Origin of the sequence: Pseudomonas sp. AA-38 (genome assembly GCF_029457475.1) — a bacterium.
Lineage (GTDB): Bacteria > Pseudomonadota > Gammaproteobacteria > Pseudomonadales > Pseudomonadaceae > Aquipseudomonas.
The window spans coordinates 4,062,373-4,080,382 of record NZ_CP120359.1; the positions used below are offsets into that span (position 1 = coordinate 4,062,373).

The 18,010-nt window shown below is 64.6% G+C and carries 15 protein-coding genes; 7 read left to right on the forward strand and 8 right to left on the reverse strand.

The features are described 5' to 3' along the window. Positions 1-52: 52 nt before the first annotated feature. A complete protein-coding gene (locus PVE35_RS18760) occupies positions 53-1,309 on the forward strand; it encodes an MgtC/SapB family protein (protein WP_268178631.1) in 1,257 nt (418 codons plus the stop codon). Here PVE35_RS18760 and PVE35_RS18765 read toward each other — a convergent pair. Next, positions 1,304-2,119 (reverse strand): MerR family transcriptional regulator, encoded by an 816-nt coding sequence (locus PVE35_RS18765; protein ID WP_268178632.1) that lies wholly within the window; start codon positions 2,117-2,119, stop codon positions 1,304-1,306. The genes PVE35_RS18760 and PVE35_RS18765 overlap by 6 nt on opposite strands. Before the next feature lie 284 nt (positions 2,120-2,403). On the opposite strand from PVE35_RS18765, the gene PVE35_RS18770 reads away from it, so the two are divergent. Then, positions 2,404-3,324: an alpha/beta fold hydrolase gene (locus tag PVE35_RS18770; RefSeq protein ID WP_277372658.1), complete on the forward strand. Its 921-nt coding sequence runs from the start codon at positions 2,404-2,406 to the stop codon at positions 3,322-3,324. A gap of 902 nt (positions 3,325-4,226) precedes the next feature. Here the strand turns inward: PVE35_RS18770 and rmuC are convergent. Beyond that, positions 4,227-5,582 carry a DNA recombination protein RmuC gene (gene rmuC / locus PVE35_RS18775; RefSeq protein ID WP_277374908.1) on the reverse strand — a complete coding sequence of 452 codons (1,356 nt, stop codon included), beginning with the start codon at positions 5,580-5,582 and terminating at the stop codon, positions 4,227-4,229. 182 nt (positions 5,583-5,764) lie between these two features. Further along, positions 5,765-6,016, reverse strand: coding sequence for a sel1 repeat family protein (locus tag PVE35_RS18780; protein WP_268178634.1), 252 nt, complete (start codon positions 6,014-6,016; stop codon positions 5,765-5,767). An 862-nt stretch (positions 6,017-6,878) separates the two neighbouring features. On the opposite strand from PVE35_RS18780, the gene PVE35_RS18785 reads away from it, so the two are divergent. Genes PVE35_RS18785 through PVE35_RS18795 form a run of 3 tightly spaced genes read left to right on the forward strand, consistent with a single transcriptional unit; the run spans position 6,879 to position 9,976 of the window. Further along, positions 6,879-9,407, forward strand: a complete 2,529-nt coding sequence (locus PVE35_RS18785) for a YdbH domain-containing protein (RefSeq protein WP_277372659.1) — start codon at positions 6,879-6,881, stop codon at positions 9,405-9,407. A 4-nt stretch (positions 9,408-9,411) separates the two neighbouring features. Next, complete coding sequence (locus tag PVE35_RS18790; protein WP_268178636.1) at positions 9,412-9,603, forward strand: YnbE family lipoprotein; 192 nt, start codon at positions 9,412-9,414, stop codon at positions 9,601-9,603. Between the two features lie 34 nt (positions 9,604-9,637). Beyond that, positions 9,638-9,976 carry a YdbL family protein gene (locus PVE35_RS18795; RefSeq protein ID WP_268178637.1) on the forward strand — a complete coding sequence of 113 codons (339 nt, stop codon included), beginning with the start codon at positions 9,638-9,640 and terminating at the stop codon, positions 9,974-9,976. A 63-nt stretch (positions 9,977-10,039) separates the two neighbouring features. Here the strand turns inward: PVE35_RS18795 and grxD are convergent, their stop codons facing one another. From grxD to PVE35_RS18810, 3 genes are all read right to left on the reverse strand, one after another. Next, complete coding sequence (gene grxD, locus PVE35_RS18800; protein WP_277372660.1) at positions 10,040-10,366, reverse strand: Grx4 family monothiol glutaredoxin; 327 nt, start codon at positions 10,364-10,366, stop codon at positions 10,040-10,042. A 128-nt stretch (positions 10,367-10,494) separates the two neighbouring features. Then, positions 10,495-12,603, reverse strand: coding sequence for a molybdopterin oxidoreductase family protein (locus PVE35_RS18805; protein WP_277372661.1), 2,109 nt, complete (start codon positions 12,601-12,603; stop codon positions 10,495-10,497). 150 nt (positions 12,604-12,753) lie between these two features. After that, positions 12,754-13,185: a hypothetical protein gene (locus PVE35_RS18810; RefSeq protein WP_268178640.1), complete on the reverse strand. Its 432-nt coding sequence runs from the start codon at positions 13,183-13,185 to the stop codon at positions 12,754-12,756. A gap of 336 nt (positions 13,186-13,521) precedes the next feature. On the opposite strand from PVE35_RS18810, the gene argF reads away from it, so the two are divergent. Both argF and PVE35_RS18820 read left to right on the forward strand, forming a co-directional pair. Continuing rightward, positions 13,522-14,442, forward strand: a complete 921-nt coding sequence (argF, locus tag PVE35_RS18815) for an ornithine carbamoyltransferase (protein ID WP_277372662.1) — start codon at positions 13,522-13,524, stop codon at positions 14,440-14,442. Further along, complete coding sequence (locus PVE35_RS18820; protein ID WP_277372663.1) at positions 14,439-15,542, forward strand: ABC transporter ATP-binding protein; 1,104 nt, start codon at positions 14,439-14,441, stop codon at positions 15,540-15,542. Before argF ends, PVE35_RS18820 begins: the two co-directional genes overlap by 4 nt. Before the next feature lie 3 nt (positions 15,543-15,545). On the opposite strand, the gene PVE35_RS18825 is transcribed toward PVE35_RS18820, so the two are convergent. Next, positions 15,546-16,352 carry a PhzF family phenazine biosynthesis protein gene (locus tag PVE35_RS18825; protein WP_268178643.1) on the reverse strand — a complete coding sequence of 269 codons (807 nt, stop codon included), beginning with the start codon at positions 16,350-16,352 and terminating at the stop codon, positions 15,546-15,548. An 86-nt stretch (positions 16,353-16,438) separates the two neighbouring features. Next, positions 16,439-17,926: a glycerol kinase GlpK gene (glpK, locus tag PVE35_RS18830; protein WP_277372664.1), complete on the reverse strand. Its 1,488-nt coding sequence runs from the start codon at positions 17,924-17,926 to the stop codon at positions 16,439-16,441. Between the last annotated feature and the right edge of the window lie 84 nt (positions 17,927-18,010).

An 18,010-nucleotide genomic window follows, 5' to 3' on the forward strand; every position in this document is an offset into this window, starting at 1 on the left:
GCCAGGCAAGGGGCGCTAGACTGTCAGAAGCCCCCATGCTCAAGGATGCGCCATGTCCGATGCGCTGCAACTGCTGCTCAACTTCGCCAGCGCCCTGGCGGCCGGTCTGCTGATCGGCGCCGAGCGCGGCTGGCAGGAGCGTGACCAGGACGATGCACGCCTGGCCGCAGGCATCCGCACCTTCGGCCTGAGCGGCCTGCTCGGGGGCTTCGCCCTGCTACTCGGCGAGCACTTCGGCGTATTGGCCTGGGCCGTGGTGTTCCTGGGCTTCAGCGCGCTGGTACTGACCTCCTACATCGGCGACCTGACCCAGCATCAGGAATTGGGCATGACCAGCGAGGTGGCACTGCTGATCACCTTCGCCCTCGGCAGCCTGGCGGTGGCGGGTCAGGCGCCCTTGGCAGCCGCGGGTGCGGTGGCGGTGGCCTTGCTGCTCAGCCTCAAGCGCACCTTGCACAGTGCGCTGCAGCACCTGAGCGAGAGCGAGGTGCTGGGCGCCCTGAAGCTGCTGTTCATCTCCCTGGTGCTGCTGCCCGCACTACCCAATCAAGGTTATGGCCCCTGGGGCGTGTTCAATCCCTACGTGATCTGGTGGATGGTGGTGGTCATCGCCGCCATAGGTTTTGCCGCCTACGTCGCCATTCGCCTGGTGGGCACCCGTCACGGCCTGCTGATCATCGCGCTGCTTGGCGGCATCGTCTCTTCCACCGCCATGACCCTCACCCTCGCCCGCCTGCAGGGGAACACGCGCTTGCGGGCCATGCTGGTCTGCGGCCTGCTGGCCACCTCGGCGCTGATGTTTCCCCGCGTGCTGCTGGAAGTGGGGGTGATCGAGCATGCTCTGCTCGCCCAGTTGTTCTGGCCACTGGCCGTGCCCATGCTGATATATGCCGCTGGCGCGCTCGCTTTCTATCGCCTGGCCGGTCGCACACCGGAAGAAGGCGGCGAACCACCGCTGAAGAACCCTTTCGAGCTGGCGCCAGCACTGCGTTTCGCTGCGCTGTTGGTGTTAATCCTGGCGTTGGTCGAGGGGGCCAGGCACTGGCTGGGGGATGCCGGGGTGTATCTGGTGGCACTGGTGTCAGGGCTGGCAGATGTCGATGCCATTACCCTGTCACTGGCACGCAGTGCCCAGGCGGGGCTGAATCAGCAGGTGGCCGTGCACGGTATCTTCCTTGCCGCGCTGAGCAACAGCCTGGTCAAGGCCGGGTTGATCCTGCTGATTGGCGGTCGTCATCTGGCGCTGCGCTGTCTGCCGATCATGTTGCTCGGGCTGCTTACCGGCGCCGCCACGCTGCTGTACTCATGAAGAGCGCTGCAGGAAGCCCTGCAGCAACTGATTGACCCGTTCACTCAGTTCCCGATTGGCAGCGAGCGGCAGACCACGGCTCAGTTCGGCCTCGATCACCTGCTCCACCAGGGGGCGCAACTGCAGCAACTGGGCGCTGAGGTGTTCCAGTTCGCGAGCATGCGGCAGCGGCGCTTGCAGACGGGGATTGACCAATTGCTCGACGATCATCCGCACGATGCCGGTCGACACCCGTTCGATATGGCCACGTATGGTCGCCAGCTCATCGAGCAGTATCGGCAAGGGAATGCCCGCGCGGTAAAGCGCCACCCCGGCAGCCAGCAACCGTGGACTGGGCACGCGCAGATGATCGCCAGCGAACTCCAGCAGGCCGAGGGCCTGGGCGCGTTCGATCAATGAATCGTCCAGCGCTTCGCCGAACAGCTCCTGCAGCTCGCTGAACTCCAGACGCGAGGCGACCTCCGGCTGCCCTGGGCCGCGAATGGCTTCGTCCAGACCCAGGACATGGGCCAGGTCACGCCCCTGCTCCCAGGTTTCCAGCAGCTCACGAATGCTGGCGATGGTGTAGCCGCGCTCGAGCAACTGACCGATCAGGCGCAAGCGCGAAAGATGCTCGGCATTGTAGATGCCGACCCGGCCACGCCGCTGCGGCGGCGGCAGCAAGCCGCGATCCTGATAGGCACGCACGTTGCGCACGGTGGTCTGCGCGGCGGCAGCCAGTTGCTCGACGCTGAATTCAGCCTGCGTCGCCTCGGCAACCGGGTGACTCATGCCGAGCAGACGTTGCACCAATGGGGAGGAAATTTTCATCGGCCGATCATAGCCCCGCTCAATGAGGTGCAACAACCGCATGGGCCACCCGAACCAAGGGCTGGACTTACCGCCTTCAGGTGTCAGCGGTAAGCCTCCATCAGGCCGGGAAACCCGCATGCCAGAGGGCTTTCGCCCGGAGGTAACACAGCAGGCCAGCAACCAGGGGCGCTAGGCAAGGCCTGCCAGGCGCACAACAATGACATCGAACGATGTAAGAAACCTGCACCTGGAGCCCCGATGCCGACCTGCTTGCCTCACACCTGCCACACCGAGGGCCTGTCATGAACGCCGCCCTGCCACTCGAACCACCTGCGCTGCAACGGCTGACCGTCCGTGGCGATGGCCTGAACCTGGCCGTGCAGCGCTGGGGCCGGGCAGATGCCACTCCCCTGCTGCTGGTACACGGCTACCCCGATCACCATGGCGTCTGGCTGCCGTTGATCGCTGCGCTGGCCGCCGACTATCAGATCATCACCTATGACGTGCGCGGCTTTGGCGCTTCGGATAAACCACGCCAGCGCCAGGCCTATCGCCTGAAACACCTGGCGCGTGATCTGGAGGCGGTGATCCTGGCCACCAGCCCGAACCGCCCGGTGCATCTGGTGGCCCACGACTGGGGCTCGATCCAGGCCTGGGAAGCGGTGACCGAGCCACGCATGCAGCCGCTGCTGGCCTCCTATACCAGCCTCTCCGGGCCCTGCCTGGATCACGTCGGTCACTGGCTGCGCGAACGTCTGGCGCAGCGTCGCCTGCGCCCCTGGCTACAGGCCGCAGGGCAATTGCTCAGCTCCTGGTATATCGCTTTCTTTCACCTGCCGCTGCTGCCCGAACTGACCTGGCGTCTCGGCCTGGATCGCGCCTGGCCCTGGCTGCTGCAACGCCTGGAGGGCATCGCCCAGCCGCAAAGACACACCAGCCAGCGCGCCGATGGCATCCACGGTGTACAGCTCTATCGCGCCAACTTCATCCGTCGCCTGTTCCGCCCGCGCATTCGCACCACCCCCGTGCCGGTGCAGTTGATCGTGGCGCTGCACGATCGCTTCGTGCGGCCACAGCTATTCGATGATCTGCAGCGCTGGGCGCCATCGCTGACCCGGCGCAAGGTAAGGGCCGGGCATTGGCAACTTCTGGCCGAGCCAGGTGAGCTGGCCGGCTGGTTGCGGGAGTATGTGGAGCGTATCGAACAGCAACGGCGCCGTTAGCAGGGCGTTGGACAACAGCCGTGACATTGCTGCGTTGAAAGTGGGTTCTCTGCATAGGATTGGTTGATACCGGACTGGTAAGTTTGTGTGATGTATCCGGTCATTTTCGGTGTTCAAGCTGCTTATCGGCGTTTAGTTGATATCTCCCGTTTCGCCCCCGGCGACCTTCTTTTGTCAAACGCCACAAAAGAAGGCAAAAAGGCTTGGCCCCGCCATCCGGCCCCGGCTGCGCCGGGGTTCGTTCGCTCCATCGCTGCTCCGAGGGCCCGCCGCGAAGGGCCATCCCTGGCCAGTCGCGGCTCTCGCGGCATCCATGCCGCTCAACCCTCTACACAACGATTCCACTCACCCTCCTGAAGGGGCCACTCGCGCGCCTGAACGAACGGGCACTCCATAGGTTGCTCGGCGTGTTCTGTGGTTATGAAATCGCGATTGGGTCCTCGAGTTAAACCAAAACTTTCATTCGCCTAGTTTCAGTTTGCCGGCCTGCAGCCGGCATCTCGGTCAGCCCTACGGCTGACCTCATGTTCAAGCACGCAGAGTCCCAAAGAGTTACCGCAGGTTCAGGCGCGTGCAGAGCCCGCCCAGGAGGGCGAACGGAATCGTCGTGGAAGAGGTTGAGCGACATGGATGTCGCGAAAGCCACGATGGGCCAGGGATGGCCCACCGTGGCGGGCCTCTGGAGCGGCGATGGAGTGAGCGAACCCTGGCGCAGCCAGGGCCGGATGATCGGGCGGAGGGTTTTGGTTACTTTTGCCCTACAAAAGTGACTCGCCCGGGAGGGCGAAACCAGAAACATCAGCAAAAACGCGGCAAGCCGGAACAAGCACCCGAACAAGCACTCACACAAACTTGCCAGTCCGGTATCAAGACTGCCTTTTCTGATATCCCGAAATGCTCACTTACCGCTCATCCAATGCCGGCAGGTCGGCCGAACGTTCGAGCAGGTCAGCCGGCAGGTTCTTACTCGCCCGCGCGCCGAGCAGGCGCAGGTTCTCCACCCGCCCGACCAGATTGCCGCGGCCATCGATCAGCTTGTTGCGCGCGGCGGCGTAGGCCTTGTCCAGTTGCTGCAGGCGGCTGCCCATCTCGTCCAGATCGGCGATGAAGGCGACGAACTTGTCGTAGAGCTGGCCGGCACGCTCGGCGATCTCGCGCGCGTTCTGCCCCTGGCGCTCCTGGCGCCAGAGGCTGTCGATCACCCGCAAGGTGGCCAGCAGAGTGGTCGGGCTGACGATCACCACCTGCTGCTCGAAGGCCTCCTGGAAGAGGTTCGGCTCGGCCTGCAAGGCAGCGGCGAACGCCGCCTCGATGGGCACGAAGAGCAGGACGAAATCCAGACTGTGCAAGCCCTCCAGACGCTGATAATCCTTGCCGGACAAACCCTTGAGGTGGCTGCGCAAGGACAGCAGGTGCTGCTTGAGCGCCTGCTGGCGGCTGGCCTCGTCTTCGGCAGCGATGAATTGCTGATAGGCGTTGAGGCTGACCTTGGCATCGACTATCACCTGGCGCTCGCCTGGCAGATTGACCAGCACATCCGGCTGGTAGCGCTCGCCACTGGCGCTCTTGAGGCTGACCTGGGTGCGATACTCACGCCCCTTCTCCAGGCCGGCATGCTCCAGCACCCGCTCGAGCACCAACTCGCCCCAGTTGCCCTGGGTCTTCTGCCCTTTCAGGGCACGGGTCAGGTTGGTCGCTTCGTCACCCAGGCGCTGGTTGAGCTGTTGCAGGCGCTCCAGCTCCTTGCCCAGGGAAAAACGCTCGCGTGCCTCTTGCTGATAGCTCTCGTCGACACGCTTCTCGAAGGCCTGGATGCGCTCCTTGAGCGGGTCGAGCAGTTGCCCGAGGCGCTGCTGGCTGCTCTCGGCAAAACGCTGCTCGCGCTCGTCGAAGATCTTCGTCGCCAGCTCTGCGAACTGCGCGCGCAGTTCGTCGCGGGCGCCTTGCAGGTCGTCCAGGCGTTGCTGCTGATTGTCGCGGTTCTCCTGCAGCTCCGCCGATAGCGCCGCACATTCGGCGGTCAGCCGCCGCACTTCGCTCTCGCTGCGCTCGCGCTGCAGGTTCCAGCTCTGCGCCGCTTCGCGGGCGATCTGCCGCTCCTGCTGCAGCAGCTCGTTCTCACGGCGCAGACCGGCCAGCTCGGTCTGCTGCTCGACCTTGATCTCGCTGATCTCGGCCAGCTCCGTGCGGCAGGCGTCGAGCTGGGCATGCAGGCCCGCCTGGCTCAGTTGCGCATGTTCCAGACGCTCCTGCAGCAGCGCCTGTTCGCCCTGAGCCTGGACAACGCGCCGCTGCAACGCCCAGAGGCCGGCCAGCAGCGGAATCAGGGTGACGGTAGCGCCAATGGCGAGGGATAAGGGATCGATGGGCATAGACACTCCAGGTGCGAGTGCCGGGCAGTATACCCAGACGGCAGCCTACACAGGGCCAGCAGCCGTGTTCAGCGCGACAGGCGCTGCAGCTCCTGTTGGGCGCCACGATCACCGGCACGGGCCGCCTGACGCAGCAGTTCGTAGCCGATACGGCGATCACGGGTATTGCCACAGTCACGGCAGAGCAACTGGCCCAGGCGGCTTTGCGCCTGCACGCAGCCTCTGCGTGCCGGTTGCTTGAGCAGGTTGCCGGCGATGCGCTTGACGCTGGGCGCTTGCCCCAGACGCGGACGGTCGAGGAGCCAGAGCGCGACACGCATGGGCAAACGGGTGCGGCCAGAGGGGGTGACAGCGGCTACTGCAGGGAGAACACGAGGCATAAATCAACAGAGGGTTACTGCTGGGGCGCGCCACTCTACTCTTTTTTTCGCCAAGGTAAAGACTTGCCAGACGAGGTGAATTCGGTTCCTGCGCGATGTCTCGACACAATCCACAGAACCTGTGGATAACTCAGTGAACAAGTTGCGCGAAAGGGGCTTGAGTGCCTAAGAATCGGGGCTTCGAGACAAACTGTCGATTTTTTCACCAGCTAAAAAATTTCATATTTTTCATTGACTTAATAAAGCGCTACGAAAAATCAAACGCTTACGGCGCTTTTTGACAGTGACATGACAAGCTGCGCCGTCATTGTGCACAACTCCGTGCGGCAAATCCGCGCAGCGCTCTGTTTCGGGGCATTGCAGGCAGTTCGTCGAGTATTTCAGGCCAGCTGCGGCAACTGCCCCTGCAGCAGAAATTGCACTCGACGGAACAGCCGCGGTTGATCGGGCGTCTGCGCCTGCTTGAAGGCCCCGTAGTCGGCCGTGGTTCGCACAACCACAGCCGAAGATTACGGGGTTTGTTCTCGGCAAAGGCCCAGATACGTACAGCGCCACCTTGTTACCGCCTGCCGGACAGCGCGCCGAGCGGAACCGGAAAGTCTGCACCTGCCCTGCACGCATGGCCGAGCCCAGCGCCTGAGTCGCCCGGTAATCGCCGGGGTTGCCAACAAGGCCTGATATTCGCTGAACGGCGGCAACTGCGCGGTAGAAGCGGATCAGCAGCAATGCCCGTTCGCCCCGGCTTGGCACCTTCGACACCTTGGGTTACCGTCGCCGACTGATGCGCGGACGAGGAGAGAGCATGGGCAGCCGGCGATTCTGGCTGAAAAGCCTGGCAGCATTGCTGGTACTGCTGCTGATGCTCGCCGGCTACGCCGCTTACCGCGTGCATGGCCTGCTGGACGCACAAGGCCTGCAGCTCGACTGGCGCAGTCTCGGCCCCACCTGGCAGGGCCTGCACGCCGAGGATCTCAGCCTGCTGCGTGACGATGGCAGCCTGCGCCTACATGCCGAGCAAGTACGGCTGCGCCTGTGGCCACACTCCAGCCTGTCGCTGCATGGCCTGCAGGTGGAAGTGCAGGCCAGCTCCGGCGAAAGTCGCAGCGAGCCGCCTCTCGACCTCGGCCAGCTAGCGGCAATCCTGCCCTGGCTGCCTGCGCACATTCAACTGCAGAGCATCGACGCGCACCTACCCTGCGCCAGGGGCCGCTGCACGCTGGCAGGCGACCTCGAACTGCGCCAGCAGGGCGACGCCCTGCAACTGAGTGCGCAACTGCTGCGCGGCGAACACCACGCCGAACTACGGGCAACGCTCGAGGGCCTGGCGCCAACGCGCGACACGCCGCGGCACCTGACCGCCAGCCTGCTGCTCGATGAACAGTTGCAGATGCTCCTGGATACCCGCCTGCAACCAGAGGCTGCCGGCCTGCGCTGGCAGGGCGAACTGGGCACCCCGGGTAGCGGGGATCTTGCCTGGGTCGTCGACTGGCTGGGCGAATGGCTGTTGCGCGATGACACCGCCCTGCCCCAGGCCCCGCGACAGATGGCACTCAATGCCCAGTGGCAGGTGCAACTGGGCGACACGGCGGCCTTGTCGCACCTGCTGCAAAGCCCTGGCTGGCTGCAACTGGATGCACAATTACCCGAACCCTGGCCAGTGCCAAGGCTCGGCCTGCTCAGTGGCACGCTGGCGCTGCACCTGGAGAACCTGGGCACGCGCTGGCAGGCGCGGCAACTGCAAGGCGAACTGCAGCTCGACCCAGGCGCCGCGCCCTGGCAGGCTCAGATAGCCGAGGGCCTGGACAGCGGCCCACTGACGCTGCGCCTGAGCCCGGTAGCCAAGCAGGACGAAACCGATATCGCCCTGCACCTGGCCCTGAGCAGCCAGGGCCCGCTGCGCCTGGAGGCCGAAGCCGAACTGGCGCTCGGGCAGTGGCCGGGCTGGCAACTCCAGGTCAGACAGGCGCACCTGCATGCCCGCAGCGAACGCCTGCAACTGGCCGACAGCCAGCTCGGGGGCATCGACCTGAAACTGCAGCTTGCCGGCATGCTCGCCGAACAGCATGTGGATCTGCAGCTCGAACCCGGCTCGCAACTGACCCTCGAACGTGTGCAACAAGCAGAAGTGCAAGCCAGGCGACTGCATGCCGAACTGGCCGCTCTGAAACTGACAGGCTCACCCCAGTCGCCGCAATTGAGCGGCCCGCTCAAGCTGGAACTGGGCGAACTGCGGCAGGCGGTGCTGAACCCCCAAGGCTGGCGATGGCAAGGTGAAGTGCAGGCCACTCTCGATGAGCAGTCCGCCACGGGTTCGCTGGCGGCCGACTCCGGCCTGCAACTGGGCCTGCAACTGCAACGTGATGCGGCAAGCGGCATGCGCCTGGACGCCCGCCTGGACGAGTTGTTCCTGCGCGCCGGCAACCCCTTGCCAGCCACCCTGCGCCACTGGCCACCGCTGCTGTCGCTGGATCAGGGCCGCCTGCACGGCCAGGCCCACTTGGCGCTACCCGTTGGCCAGCCGCTGCACCTGAATGCCGAGCTGAGCGGCAAGGGCCTGGCCGGTATCTACGACCGCAGCAGCCTGAGTGGGGTCGACGGCACGCTGCGCCTGGCTCTCGACGGTGATCGTCTGAACCTGCAGCTCGCCGATCTGCAGGCCGCCGAAATCGATCCCGGTATCGTGCTCGGGCCACTGAAGCTACAGGGGTCTTACCAGGCGCGCCTGAACAAGCCCGGAGTCGGCCAGGTGCACCTGCAACAGGCGCAACTGGGCGTGCTCGATGGTCAGCTCAGCCTGGATGCCACCCGTTGGGATCTGGCGCAGCCCGAACAGGTGTTGCCCTTGCAGCTACGCGGCCTGAATCTGGAAACCCTGTTTCGTGTCTATCCCACCGAGGGGCTGGCCGGCAGCGGCCTGATCGATGGCACCCTGCCCGTGCACCTGGGCACAGGCCTGAGCATCGAAGGCGGCCAGATCCAGGCCCGCCCGCCCGGTGGGCGCCTGCGCTTTGACTCACCGCGCATACGCGCCATGGGCCAGACCAACCCCGGCATGAAGCTGGTCACCGACGCGCTGCAGGACTTCCACTACGATCTGCTCAGCAGTAGCCTCGACTACGACAGCTCCGGCACACTGCGCCTTGGCATACGCCTGCATGGACAGAACCCGGCCATCGAGCAGGGCCGCCCCATTCACTTCAACATCAATCTGGAAGAAGACATTCCAGCCCTGCTGGCCAGCCTGCAACTGACCGGCAAGGTCAACGACATCATCCAGCGACGGATTCAGCAACGGATGCGCCAGCGCGTCCCCCAAGCACCCAAGGAGTAGCGCCATGCGCCCGTATCGCCTCCTCGCCGCCCTGAGCCTCGGGCTACTGTGCCAGGCCTGCACCCCGACGGTGCAACTGGCCATGCCCAACGAGCCGATCAACATCAACCTCAACGTCAAGGTCGAGCATGAAATCTACATCAAGGTGGACAGGGCGCTTGACGAGGTCTTCAACGAAGACAGCGGTCTGTTCTGAGCCCCCTGCCCGACCGGTTCCACGGAGAAAGACGATGATTCGATACCTCTCGACGCTGCTGCTGGCACTGACCCTGAGCCTGCCGGCCTATGCCATGAGTCTCAACCAGGCCATGAGCGCCCTGAGCGAAGCCAAGACCAGCGGCCAACTGGGCGAGCAGCCCAATGGTTATCTCGGCGTGGTCAGGCCCGGCGGCCAGGCCGAGGAGATCGCCCGGCTGATCAACCAGGCGCGCCGCGCCGAATACCAGAAAGTGGCCAAGGACAACGGCATCGGCCTCAGCGATGTGGAGGCCATCGCCGGCAAGAAGGCCATCGACCGCACCCCAAAGGGCCAGTACATCCAGTTGAACGGCCAGTGGCTGCAGAAATAGAAAGCTGATGGCAGAAAGCAAAGAACCCGCCGAGGCGGGTTCTTTGTCGTGCACGGCTGGCGATCAGGCGCTGGCCTTGCTCACGGCATCCTTGATCAGGGTCTGCAGCTCGCCCTTCTCATACATCTCGCTGAGGATGTCGCTGCCGCCGACCAGTTCACCGGCCACCCAGAGTTGCGGGAAGGTCGGCCAGTTGGCGTACTTGGGCAGGTTTGCGCGGATTTCCGGATTCTGCAGGATGTCGACGTAGGCGAACTTCTCGCCGCAGCCCATCACCGCCTGCGCGGCACGGGCGGAGAAGCCACACTGCGGAGCGTTGGGCGAGCCTTTCATGTACAGCAGAACGGTGTTGTTGGCGATCTGCTCTTTGATGATTTCGATGATATCCATGGGGCACCTCGGCATAGACTTCGCGACCCGAAGGTCGCCACGGTGGCGCGATTGTAGCGAAAAGCCGAGCATAATGCTCGGCCTTGCCGTCGCCACATTGTCTCAATGCGACCTTGGATCTTAGCGGCCTACGCAGCCACCACCTGCACCGGCACGCCATTGAGCACGGCATTGCCGGACAGTGCATCGAGCCGACGCTCGTCGGTCAGGTCGTTGGCACTGGCACCCGGTTGCGCACGGGCGATGTCCAGTTGCACGCCCGGACGGGCATGTCCCCAACCATGGGGCAGGCTGACCACACCGGCCATCACCTCGTCGCTGGCTGCCACCTCTACCTCGATGCTGCCGACCCGCGAACGTACCTGTACGCGCTGACCATCGGCCAGACCACGACTGGCCAGATCGGCCGGGTTCATCAACAACTGATGGCGCGGCTTGCCCTTCACCAGGCGATGATAGTTGTGCATCCAGGAATTGTTGCTGCGCACATGGCGACGACCGATCAGCAATAGCTCATCGGCAGCCGACGCGGCCTGCTCGGCAAAACGCGCCAGATCGGCCAACAGCAGCTCGGGTGCAGCCTGCACCGCCTTGCTCGGAGTCTTCAGACGTGCCACCAGGTTCGCCTGCAGCGGCCCCAGGTCGATACCGTGCGGCTGCTCGCGCAGCGCCGCCAGGCTGAGCTTGCGCTCGCTGCGATCACCATAGGGGCCGAAGCGCAGGCCCATGTCGATCATCTGCTCCGGGGCCAGGGTCGGTTTCAGCTCCAGACCATTGTGCTTGGCGAAGGCCTGGGCCAGGCCGACGAAGATCTCCCAGTCGTGCAGGGCGCCCTGCGGCTTGGCCAGTACCGCCTCGTTGAAGCGGGTGACGTTGCGCACGGCCAGCAGGTTGAAGGTGGTGTCGTAGTGGTCGTGCTCCAGCGGCGCGGTCGGCGGCAGGATCAGGTCGGCATGGCGGGTGGTTTCGTTGATGTAGAAGTCCACCGCCAGCATGAAGTCCAGCCCCTCCAGCGCCTGCTCCAGCTTGCGCCCGTTGGGTGTGGACAGCACCGGATTGCCGGCCACGGTGATCAAGGCACGCACCTGCCCCTCGCCAGGGGTGAGCATCTCTTCGGCCAGCGCCGCTACCGGCAGCTCGCCGCCGTACTCCGGCAACCCGGACACGCGACTCTGCCAGCGGTTGAAATGCCCACCCGAAGTGCTCGCCACCAGATCCACCGCCGGCTGGGTGCAGAGCACGCCACCCGCGCGGTCGAGGTTGCCGCTGACCAGGTTGATCAACTGCACCAACCACTGGCACAGGGTGCCGAAGGCCTGGGTGGAAACCCCCATGCGCCCGTAGCACACCGCCTTGTCGGCGGCGGCGAAGTCCCGTGCCAGTTGGCGGATTGTCTCCGCCGGCACCCCGCAGCGCGCGCTCATCGCCTCGGCATCGAAGGCTGCGATGGCTTCACGCACCTGCTCCAGCCCTTCGACCGGCAGGTGACTGGGGCGGGTCAGCCCCTCGTCGAACAGGGTGTTGAGCATGCCCAGCAGCAAGGCGGCGTCACTGCCGGGACGCACGAACAGATGCTGGTCGGCGATCGCCGCGGTCTCGCTGCGCCGCGGGTCGACCACCACCAGCTTGCCACCACGGGCCTGGATGGCTTTCAGGCGTTTCTCCACGTCCGGCACGGTCATGATGCTGCCATTGGAGGCCAGCGGGTTGCCGCCGAGGATCAGCATGAAGTCGGTGTGATCGATATCGGGCACCGGGATCAGCAGACCATGGCCATACATCAGGTGGCTGGTGAGATGGTGCGGAAGCTGGTCGACCGAGGTGGCGGAGAAACGGTTGCGGGTCTTCAGCAGGCCGAGGAAGTAGTTGCTATGGGTCATCAGCCCATAGTTGTGCACGCTGGGGTTGCCCTGGTACACGGCCACCGCGTTCTGCCCATGAGCGGCCTGGATCGCGCTCAGACGCTCGGCGACCAGGGCGAAGGCGTCCTCCCAGGCAATGGCCTGCCATGTGTCGCCGATACGGCGCATGGGTTGGCGAATGCGGTCGGGGTCGTTCTGGATGTCTTGCAGCGCCACGGCCTTGGGGCAGATATGGCCACGGCTGAAGCTGTCCTGGGCGTCGCCCTTGATCGAGCGAATCTGCGTGCTGCCGTCAGGCTGGGTCGCGGTTTCGATGGCGAGGCCGCAGATGGCTTCGCACAGGTGGCATGCACGGTAATGGAGGGACTGGGTCATGGCCGGGCCTCTTGTTCTGATCCATGTCGACCATCGTGGTCGCAGGTCTGGAACTATGGGCCGGGCGAGACGACGACGCCAGCAGCGTTCGTCTCATGAATCGGCAGGCATCAAGCCTGCCGATTCAGACAGCTACCCTGACTATCCGAATTAACGGATGGAGGTCACGGTGCCTTTCTTGCCGGTAACGTTGACGTTAACGGTTTTGTACACGAAGTAATCCTGAACGTTCACTTCGTAACGCGGGGCGACGATCAGGTCGGCACCCGAGGCCTTGACTGCCTTGTAGGCAGCTGCGGACTTGGCGGAAGCAACCGGGTCGAGACCCAGCGCGAAACCACCCTCGCCACCACCGTAGGTCACGCCGTCGGCGAACTGGGTATCACCACCCAGCTTGAACACACCGAACAGGATGTTCACCGAAGATTGACCGGAGATGGGCTCGCCCACTTTCACGTCCGCCTTGAGGTTAGTCTCGACAGCGCCAGTCAGCGGAGCGGTCGGTTGGCTAACGTTCTGGCTGGCACAGCCAGTCAGCAGGGCGAGAGCGGAGAAAGCGGCGGCGTAGGCTACGTGTTTCATGCAAAACTCCTTTGCACAATATTTTCCATGGGAACCCCATTACGGGGGCAATGCATTGCCTTGGAAAGGCGGCGGCATCCTAGAAGGCCGATCTAGAGCGGCGCAAGCTTCAATGTCATTTTTGTGACAGGTCGCACAAGGGTTTAGGAAATAGCTTACAAAACAGCGATTTGTCCATTATGGGGCGGCAATTTGCGCCGCCTCGTCATTTCCTTATAAGATCGCGCCTTCCCCCTGTTTCGTCGCATCCTGCGGCCTCCTGCCGCAAGCTTCGCCGTTTTCAGCACTTATGCAGCGGCACCAGCTTGCGAACTGTAGTGATAAAGGTAGTTAACGATGAGCGTCAGACATTTTCTCTCGATGATGGATTACACACCGGACGAACTGGTGGGGTTGATCCGCCGAGGCATCGAGCTGAAGGATCTGCGCAATCGCGGCGTGCTGTTCGAGCCGCTAAAGAACCGCGTGCTGGGCATGATCTTCGAGAAGGCCTCGACCCGCACCCGCCTGTCGTTCGAGGCCGGCATGATCCAGCTCGGCGGCCAGGCCATCTTCCTCTCGCCGCGCGATACCCAACTGGGCCGTGGCGAGCCGATCGGCGACGCCGCCATCGTCATGTCGAGCATGCTCGATGCGGTGATGATCCGCACCTTCGCCCACAGCAACCTCACCGAGTTCGCCGCCAAGTCCAAGGTGCCGGTGATCAACGGCCTGTCCGATGACCTGCACCCCTGCCAGCTACTGGCCGACATGCAGACCTTCCTCGAACACCGCGGCAGCATCGCCGGCAAGACGGTGGCCTGGATCGGCGACGGCAACAACATGTGCAATTCCTACATCGAGGCGGCGATGCAGTTCGACTTCCAGTTGCGCGTCGCCTGCCCCGAAGGTTACGAGCCCGATGCACGCTTCCTCTCCCTGGCCGGCGAGCGCGTGCAGGTGCTGCGTGATCCGCGCGAGGCCGTGGCCGGCGCCCATCTGGTCAGCACCGATGTATGGGCCTCCATGGGTCAGGAAGAAGAGGCCGAGCAGCGTCTGGCGCGCTTCCGACCCTATCAGGTCACCCCGCAATTGCTCGACCTCGCCGCCGACAACGTGCTGTTCATGCACTGCCTGCCGGCGCACCGTGGCGAGGAAATCAGCGTCGACATGCTCGATGACCCACGCTCGGTGGCCTGGGATCAGGCCGAGAACCGCCTGCACGCGCAGAAGGCGCTGCTGGAACTGCTGGTCGAGCCGGCGTACCACCACGCATGAGCGCGCTGCTGCAGCTACGCGGGCTGAGCTGTGGCTACCAGGCGCACAAGGTGGTGCAGGCACTCGATCTGCACCTCAACGCCGGTGACATCGGCTGTCTGCTCGGCCCTTCAGGCTGCGGCAAGACCACCACCCTGCGCGCCATCGCCGGTTTCGAGCCGATCCTCAGCGGCGAGATCGAGCTAGGTGGCGAGGTCATCTCCCGCCCCGGCTTTACCCTGGCACCGGAGAAACGCCGCATCGGCATGGTGTTCCAGGACTACGCCCTGTTCCCCCATCTGAACGTGGCGCAGAATGTCACCTTCGGCATTCGCCAGCAGCCCGATGCCCAACGCATCACTGACGAGTTGCTCGAACTGGTCAAGCTCGGCCACCTGGCCAAGCGCTACCCGCACGAGCTGTCCGGTGGTCAGCAACAGCGCGTCGCCCTGGCCCGTGCCCTGGCGCCTTCGCCACAACTGCTGCTGCTCGACGAGCCGTTCTCCAACCTCGATGGCGAACTGCGCCGGCGCCTCAGCCATGAGGTGCGCGAGATTCTCAAGGCACGCGGCACCAGCGCCATCCTGGTCACCCACGACCAGGAAGAAGCCTTCGCCGTCAGCGATCAGGTCGGCGTGTTCAAGAGCGGCCATCTGGAACAATGGGACACGCCGTTCAACCTCTATCACGAGCCGCTGACGCCCTTCGTCGCCAGCTTCATCGGCCAGGGCTACTTCATTCGCGGCCAGTTGCTCGCCCCGAACAGGGTGCAGACCGAGCTGGGCGAGATCCGCGGCAACCGCGCCTACACCTGGGCACAGGGCAGCGCGGTGGACGTGCTGCTGCGCCCGGACGACATCGTGGCGGATCCGGATAGCGCGCTGCAGGCACGCATCGTCGGCAAGACCTTCCTCGGCGCCGCCACCCTCTACCGCCTGCAACTGCCCACCGGCACTCAGCTGGAATCGATATTCCCCAGCCATGCCGACCATCTGCCGGGGGACGAAGTGGGCATCCGCGTCGCCGCCGACCACCTGGTGGCCTTCCCGGCCCAGGGCAGCGTCGCCGCCCAGATCAGCCTTGGCGAATCCAGTGGCGTGCGCCGGGTCAGCAGCGACTGAACCTCAGACGAACAACCGACCGCTGGCGACATGCCGGGCCTGCCCGGCGATCTTCACCCGCTCGCCCTGCAGTTGGCAGTGCAGCTCGCCACCGCGCGCCGAGCACTGGAAAGCGCTGAAGCGATCACGTCCGAGCCGTTCTGCCCAGTAAGGCACCAGCATGCAGTGGGTCGAGCCGGTGACCGGGTCTTCATCGATGCCGATGGCCGGGGCGAAATAGCGCGAGACGAAATCGTGCCGCTCGCCCGGCGCACTGATCAGCACCCCCAGCCCAGGCAACGCCGCAAGAGCCGGCAGATTGGGCACGAAGGCGCGCACCTCGGCCTCGCTGGCCATTACCGCCATCAGCTCCTGCACGCTGCCATCCGGGTTGAGCAGCGCCCGCACCTCGCCAGCCGACTGCCCCAATGCCGCCTCGACATCGGCTCGTAACGCAGGCGTCACCGGCACGGTCGGGCGCACCGGGAAGTCCAGCTCCAGCCGCTCGCCCTGGCGGGTCACGCGCAACGGGCCGGACAGGCAGGTGAAATCCAGTACCTCGCCCGGCTCGTCATAGAGATCGAACAGCACCTTGGCCGTGGCCAGCGTGGCGTGACCGCACAATGGCACCTCGCTGCCGGGGGTGAACCAGCGGATATGCCAGACGCCCTCCTCCTTCACCACGAAAGCGGTTTCCGCGAGGTTGTGCTCGGCGGCGATGCACTGCATCAACGCCTCATCGAGCCAGGCGTCGAGGCGATAGACCATGGCCGGGTTGCCGGCGAAAGGCTGTGCGGTGAAGGCATCGACCTGATGGAATTCGAGGGGCATGACGGATGTCCTGGCTACTTGGGTAACCACGAGCATGCCGGCCCGAATCCTCCGCCACCAGACACAGTTGCAACCGAACAGTTGCCTCAGGCTTCGCTGCGCACTCGCTGCACGGCGTCCAGCCAACCTTCATAAAGTTGCCCCCGCTGCGCTTCGTCCATCTTCGGCTCGAAGCGCTGCTGGCGGTGCCAATGGCTGGCGATGGCATCCAGATCGGCATACAGGCCCAGTTGCAGACCGGCCAGGTAGGCCACACCGAGGGCCGTGGTTTCGGTCACCTCGGGGCGCTCGACGCTGACACCGAGGATGTCGGCGAGAAACTGCATGACCCAGTTGTTTTCCACCATGCCGCCATCCACACGCAGGGCGCTGGGCGCGGCGGCGCCGTCCTGGCGCATGGCTTCGAGCAGATCGCGGGTCTGGTAGCACACCGATTGCAGGCCGGCGGTGACGATCTCCTTGATGCCGGTATCGCGAGTCAGACCGAAGATCGCGCCACGCGCCTTGGGATCCCAATAAGGCGCCCCCAGCCCTGTGAACGCCGGTACCAGATACACACCACAGGCCTGGCCGGTCTGCTCGGCCAGCGCTTCGCTGTCGCGGGCATGGCTGATCAATTTGATACCGTCACGCAGCCACTGCACGGCAGCCCCGGCCACGAAGATGCTGCCTTCCACCGCGTAGGTGACCTTGCCGCCGAGGCGATAGCCGACGGTAGTGAGCAGACGATTCTTCGAGCTGACCGGCTCGCTGCCGGTGTTCTGGATCATGAAGCAGCCGGTGCCGTAGGTGCTCTTGACCATGCCCGGCTGGAAGCAGGCCTGGCCGATCAGCGCGGCCTGCTGGTCGCCGGCCATGCCCAGCACCGGAATGCTGGCGCCGAACAGCTCGGCGTCGGCGTGGCCGAACTCGGCGGCGCAATCGAGCACCTCGGGCAGCAGGCTGGCGGGAATCTCGAACAGCTTCAACAACTCTTCATCCCAGCGCTGCTCGTGGATGTTGAACATCAGCGTGCGCGAGGCATTGCTGGCATCGGTGCGGTGCACCTTGCCGCCGGTCAGACGCCACAGCAGGAAGCTGTCGACGGTACCGAAACGCAGCTCGCCGCGCTCGGCACGCTCACGGGCGCCAGGCACGTTTTCCAGGATCCAGCGCAGCTTGGTGGCGGAAAAGTAAGGGTCGATCAGCAGGCCGCTGTTGGCCGACACCAGCGCCTCGTGGCCTTCGGCCTTGAGCCGTGCACAGTAATCGGCGGTGCGCCGATCCTGCCAGACGATGGCCGGATGGATCGGCTCACCACTGGCGGCATCCCACACCAGGGTGGTTTCGCGCTGGTTGGTGATGCCGATGGCGGCGATCGCCTCGACAGCCAGGCCGCTGCTGGCGATGGCCTCCCGGCAGACCGCCAGGGTGGACGACCAGATTTCCTCGGCATCGTGCTCGACCCAGCCATCCCGGGGGAAATACTGGCGGAACTCCTGCTGCGCCCGCGCCACGGGGCGGCCCTCGGTGTCGAAGACGATGGCGCGGGAGCTGGTGGTGCCCTGGTCGATGGCTAACAGGTACTGAGACATGGCTTTTCCTTGTTGTTATCAATGGCTCTCGCCACTTTTGTCTGCATCATGGGCCGCCTGCCTGGAGGCGAGCCCCATCGAGAG

What these genes read in the sequence shown, in the direction of transcription:
- PVE35_RS18825 (WP_268178643.1), bottom strand. Translation starts at nt 16,352, where the DNA reads ATGCCCCTCGAATTCCATCAGGTCGATGCCTTCACCGCACAGCCTTTC.
- PVE35_RS18785 (WP_277372659.1), top strand. Translation starts at nt 6,879, where the DNA reads ATGGGCAGCCGGCGATTCTGGCTGAAAAGCCTGGCAGCATTGCTGGTA.
- argF (WP_277372662.1), top strand. Translation starts at nt 13,522, where the DNA reads ATGAGCGTCAGACATTTTCTCTCGATGATGGATTACACACCGGACGAA.
- PVE35_RS18805 (WP_277372661.1), bottom strand. Translation starts at nt 12,603, where the DNA reads ATGACCCAGTCCCTCCATTACCGTGCATGCCACCTGTGCGAAGCCATC.
- PVE35_RS18780 (WP_268178634.1), bottom strand. Translation starts at nt 6,016, where the DNA reads ATGCGTGTCGCGCTCTGGCTCCTCGACCGTCCGCGTCTGGGGCAAGCG.
- glpK (WP_277372664.1), bottom strand. Translation starts at nt 17,926, where the DNA reads ATGTCTCAGTACCTGTTAGCCATCGACCAGGGCACCACCAGCTCCCGC.
- PVE35_RS18765 (WP_268178632.1), bottom strand. Translation starts at nt 2,119, where the DNA reads ATGAAAATTTCCTCCCCATTGGTGCAACGTCTGCTCGGCATGAGTCAC.
- PVE35_RS18795 (WP_268178637.1), top strand. Translation starts at nt 9,638, where the DNA reads ATGATTCGATACCTCTCGACGCTGCTGCTGGCACTGACCCTGAGCCTG.
- PVE35_RS18820 (WP_277372663.1), top strand. Translation starts at nt 14,439, where the DNA reads ATGAGCGCGCTGCTGCAGCTACGCGGGCTGAGCTGTGGCTACCAGGCG.
- grxD (WP_277372660.1), bottom strand. Translation starts at nt 10,366, where the DNA reads ATGGATATCATCGAAATCATCAAAGAGCAGATCGCCAACAACACCGTT.
- PVE35_RS18770 (WP_277372658.1), top strand. Translation starts at nt 2,404, where the DNA reads ATGAACGCCGCCCTGCCACTCGAACCACCTGCGCTGCAACGGCTGACC.
- PVE35_RS18810 (WP_268178640.1), bottom strand. Translation starts at nt 13,185, where the DNA reads ATGAAACACGTAGCCTACGCCGCCGCTTTCTCCGCTCTCGCCCTGCTG.
- PVE35_RS18760 (WP_268178631.1), top strand. Translation starts at nt 53, where the DNA reads ATGTCCGATGCGCTGCAACTGCTGCTCAACTTCGCCAGCGCCCTGGCG.
- PVE35_RS18790 (WP_268178636.1), top strand. Translation starts at nt 9,412, where the DNA reads ATGCGCCCGTATCGCCTCCTCGCCGCCCTGAGCCTCGGGCTACTGTGC.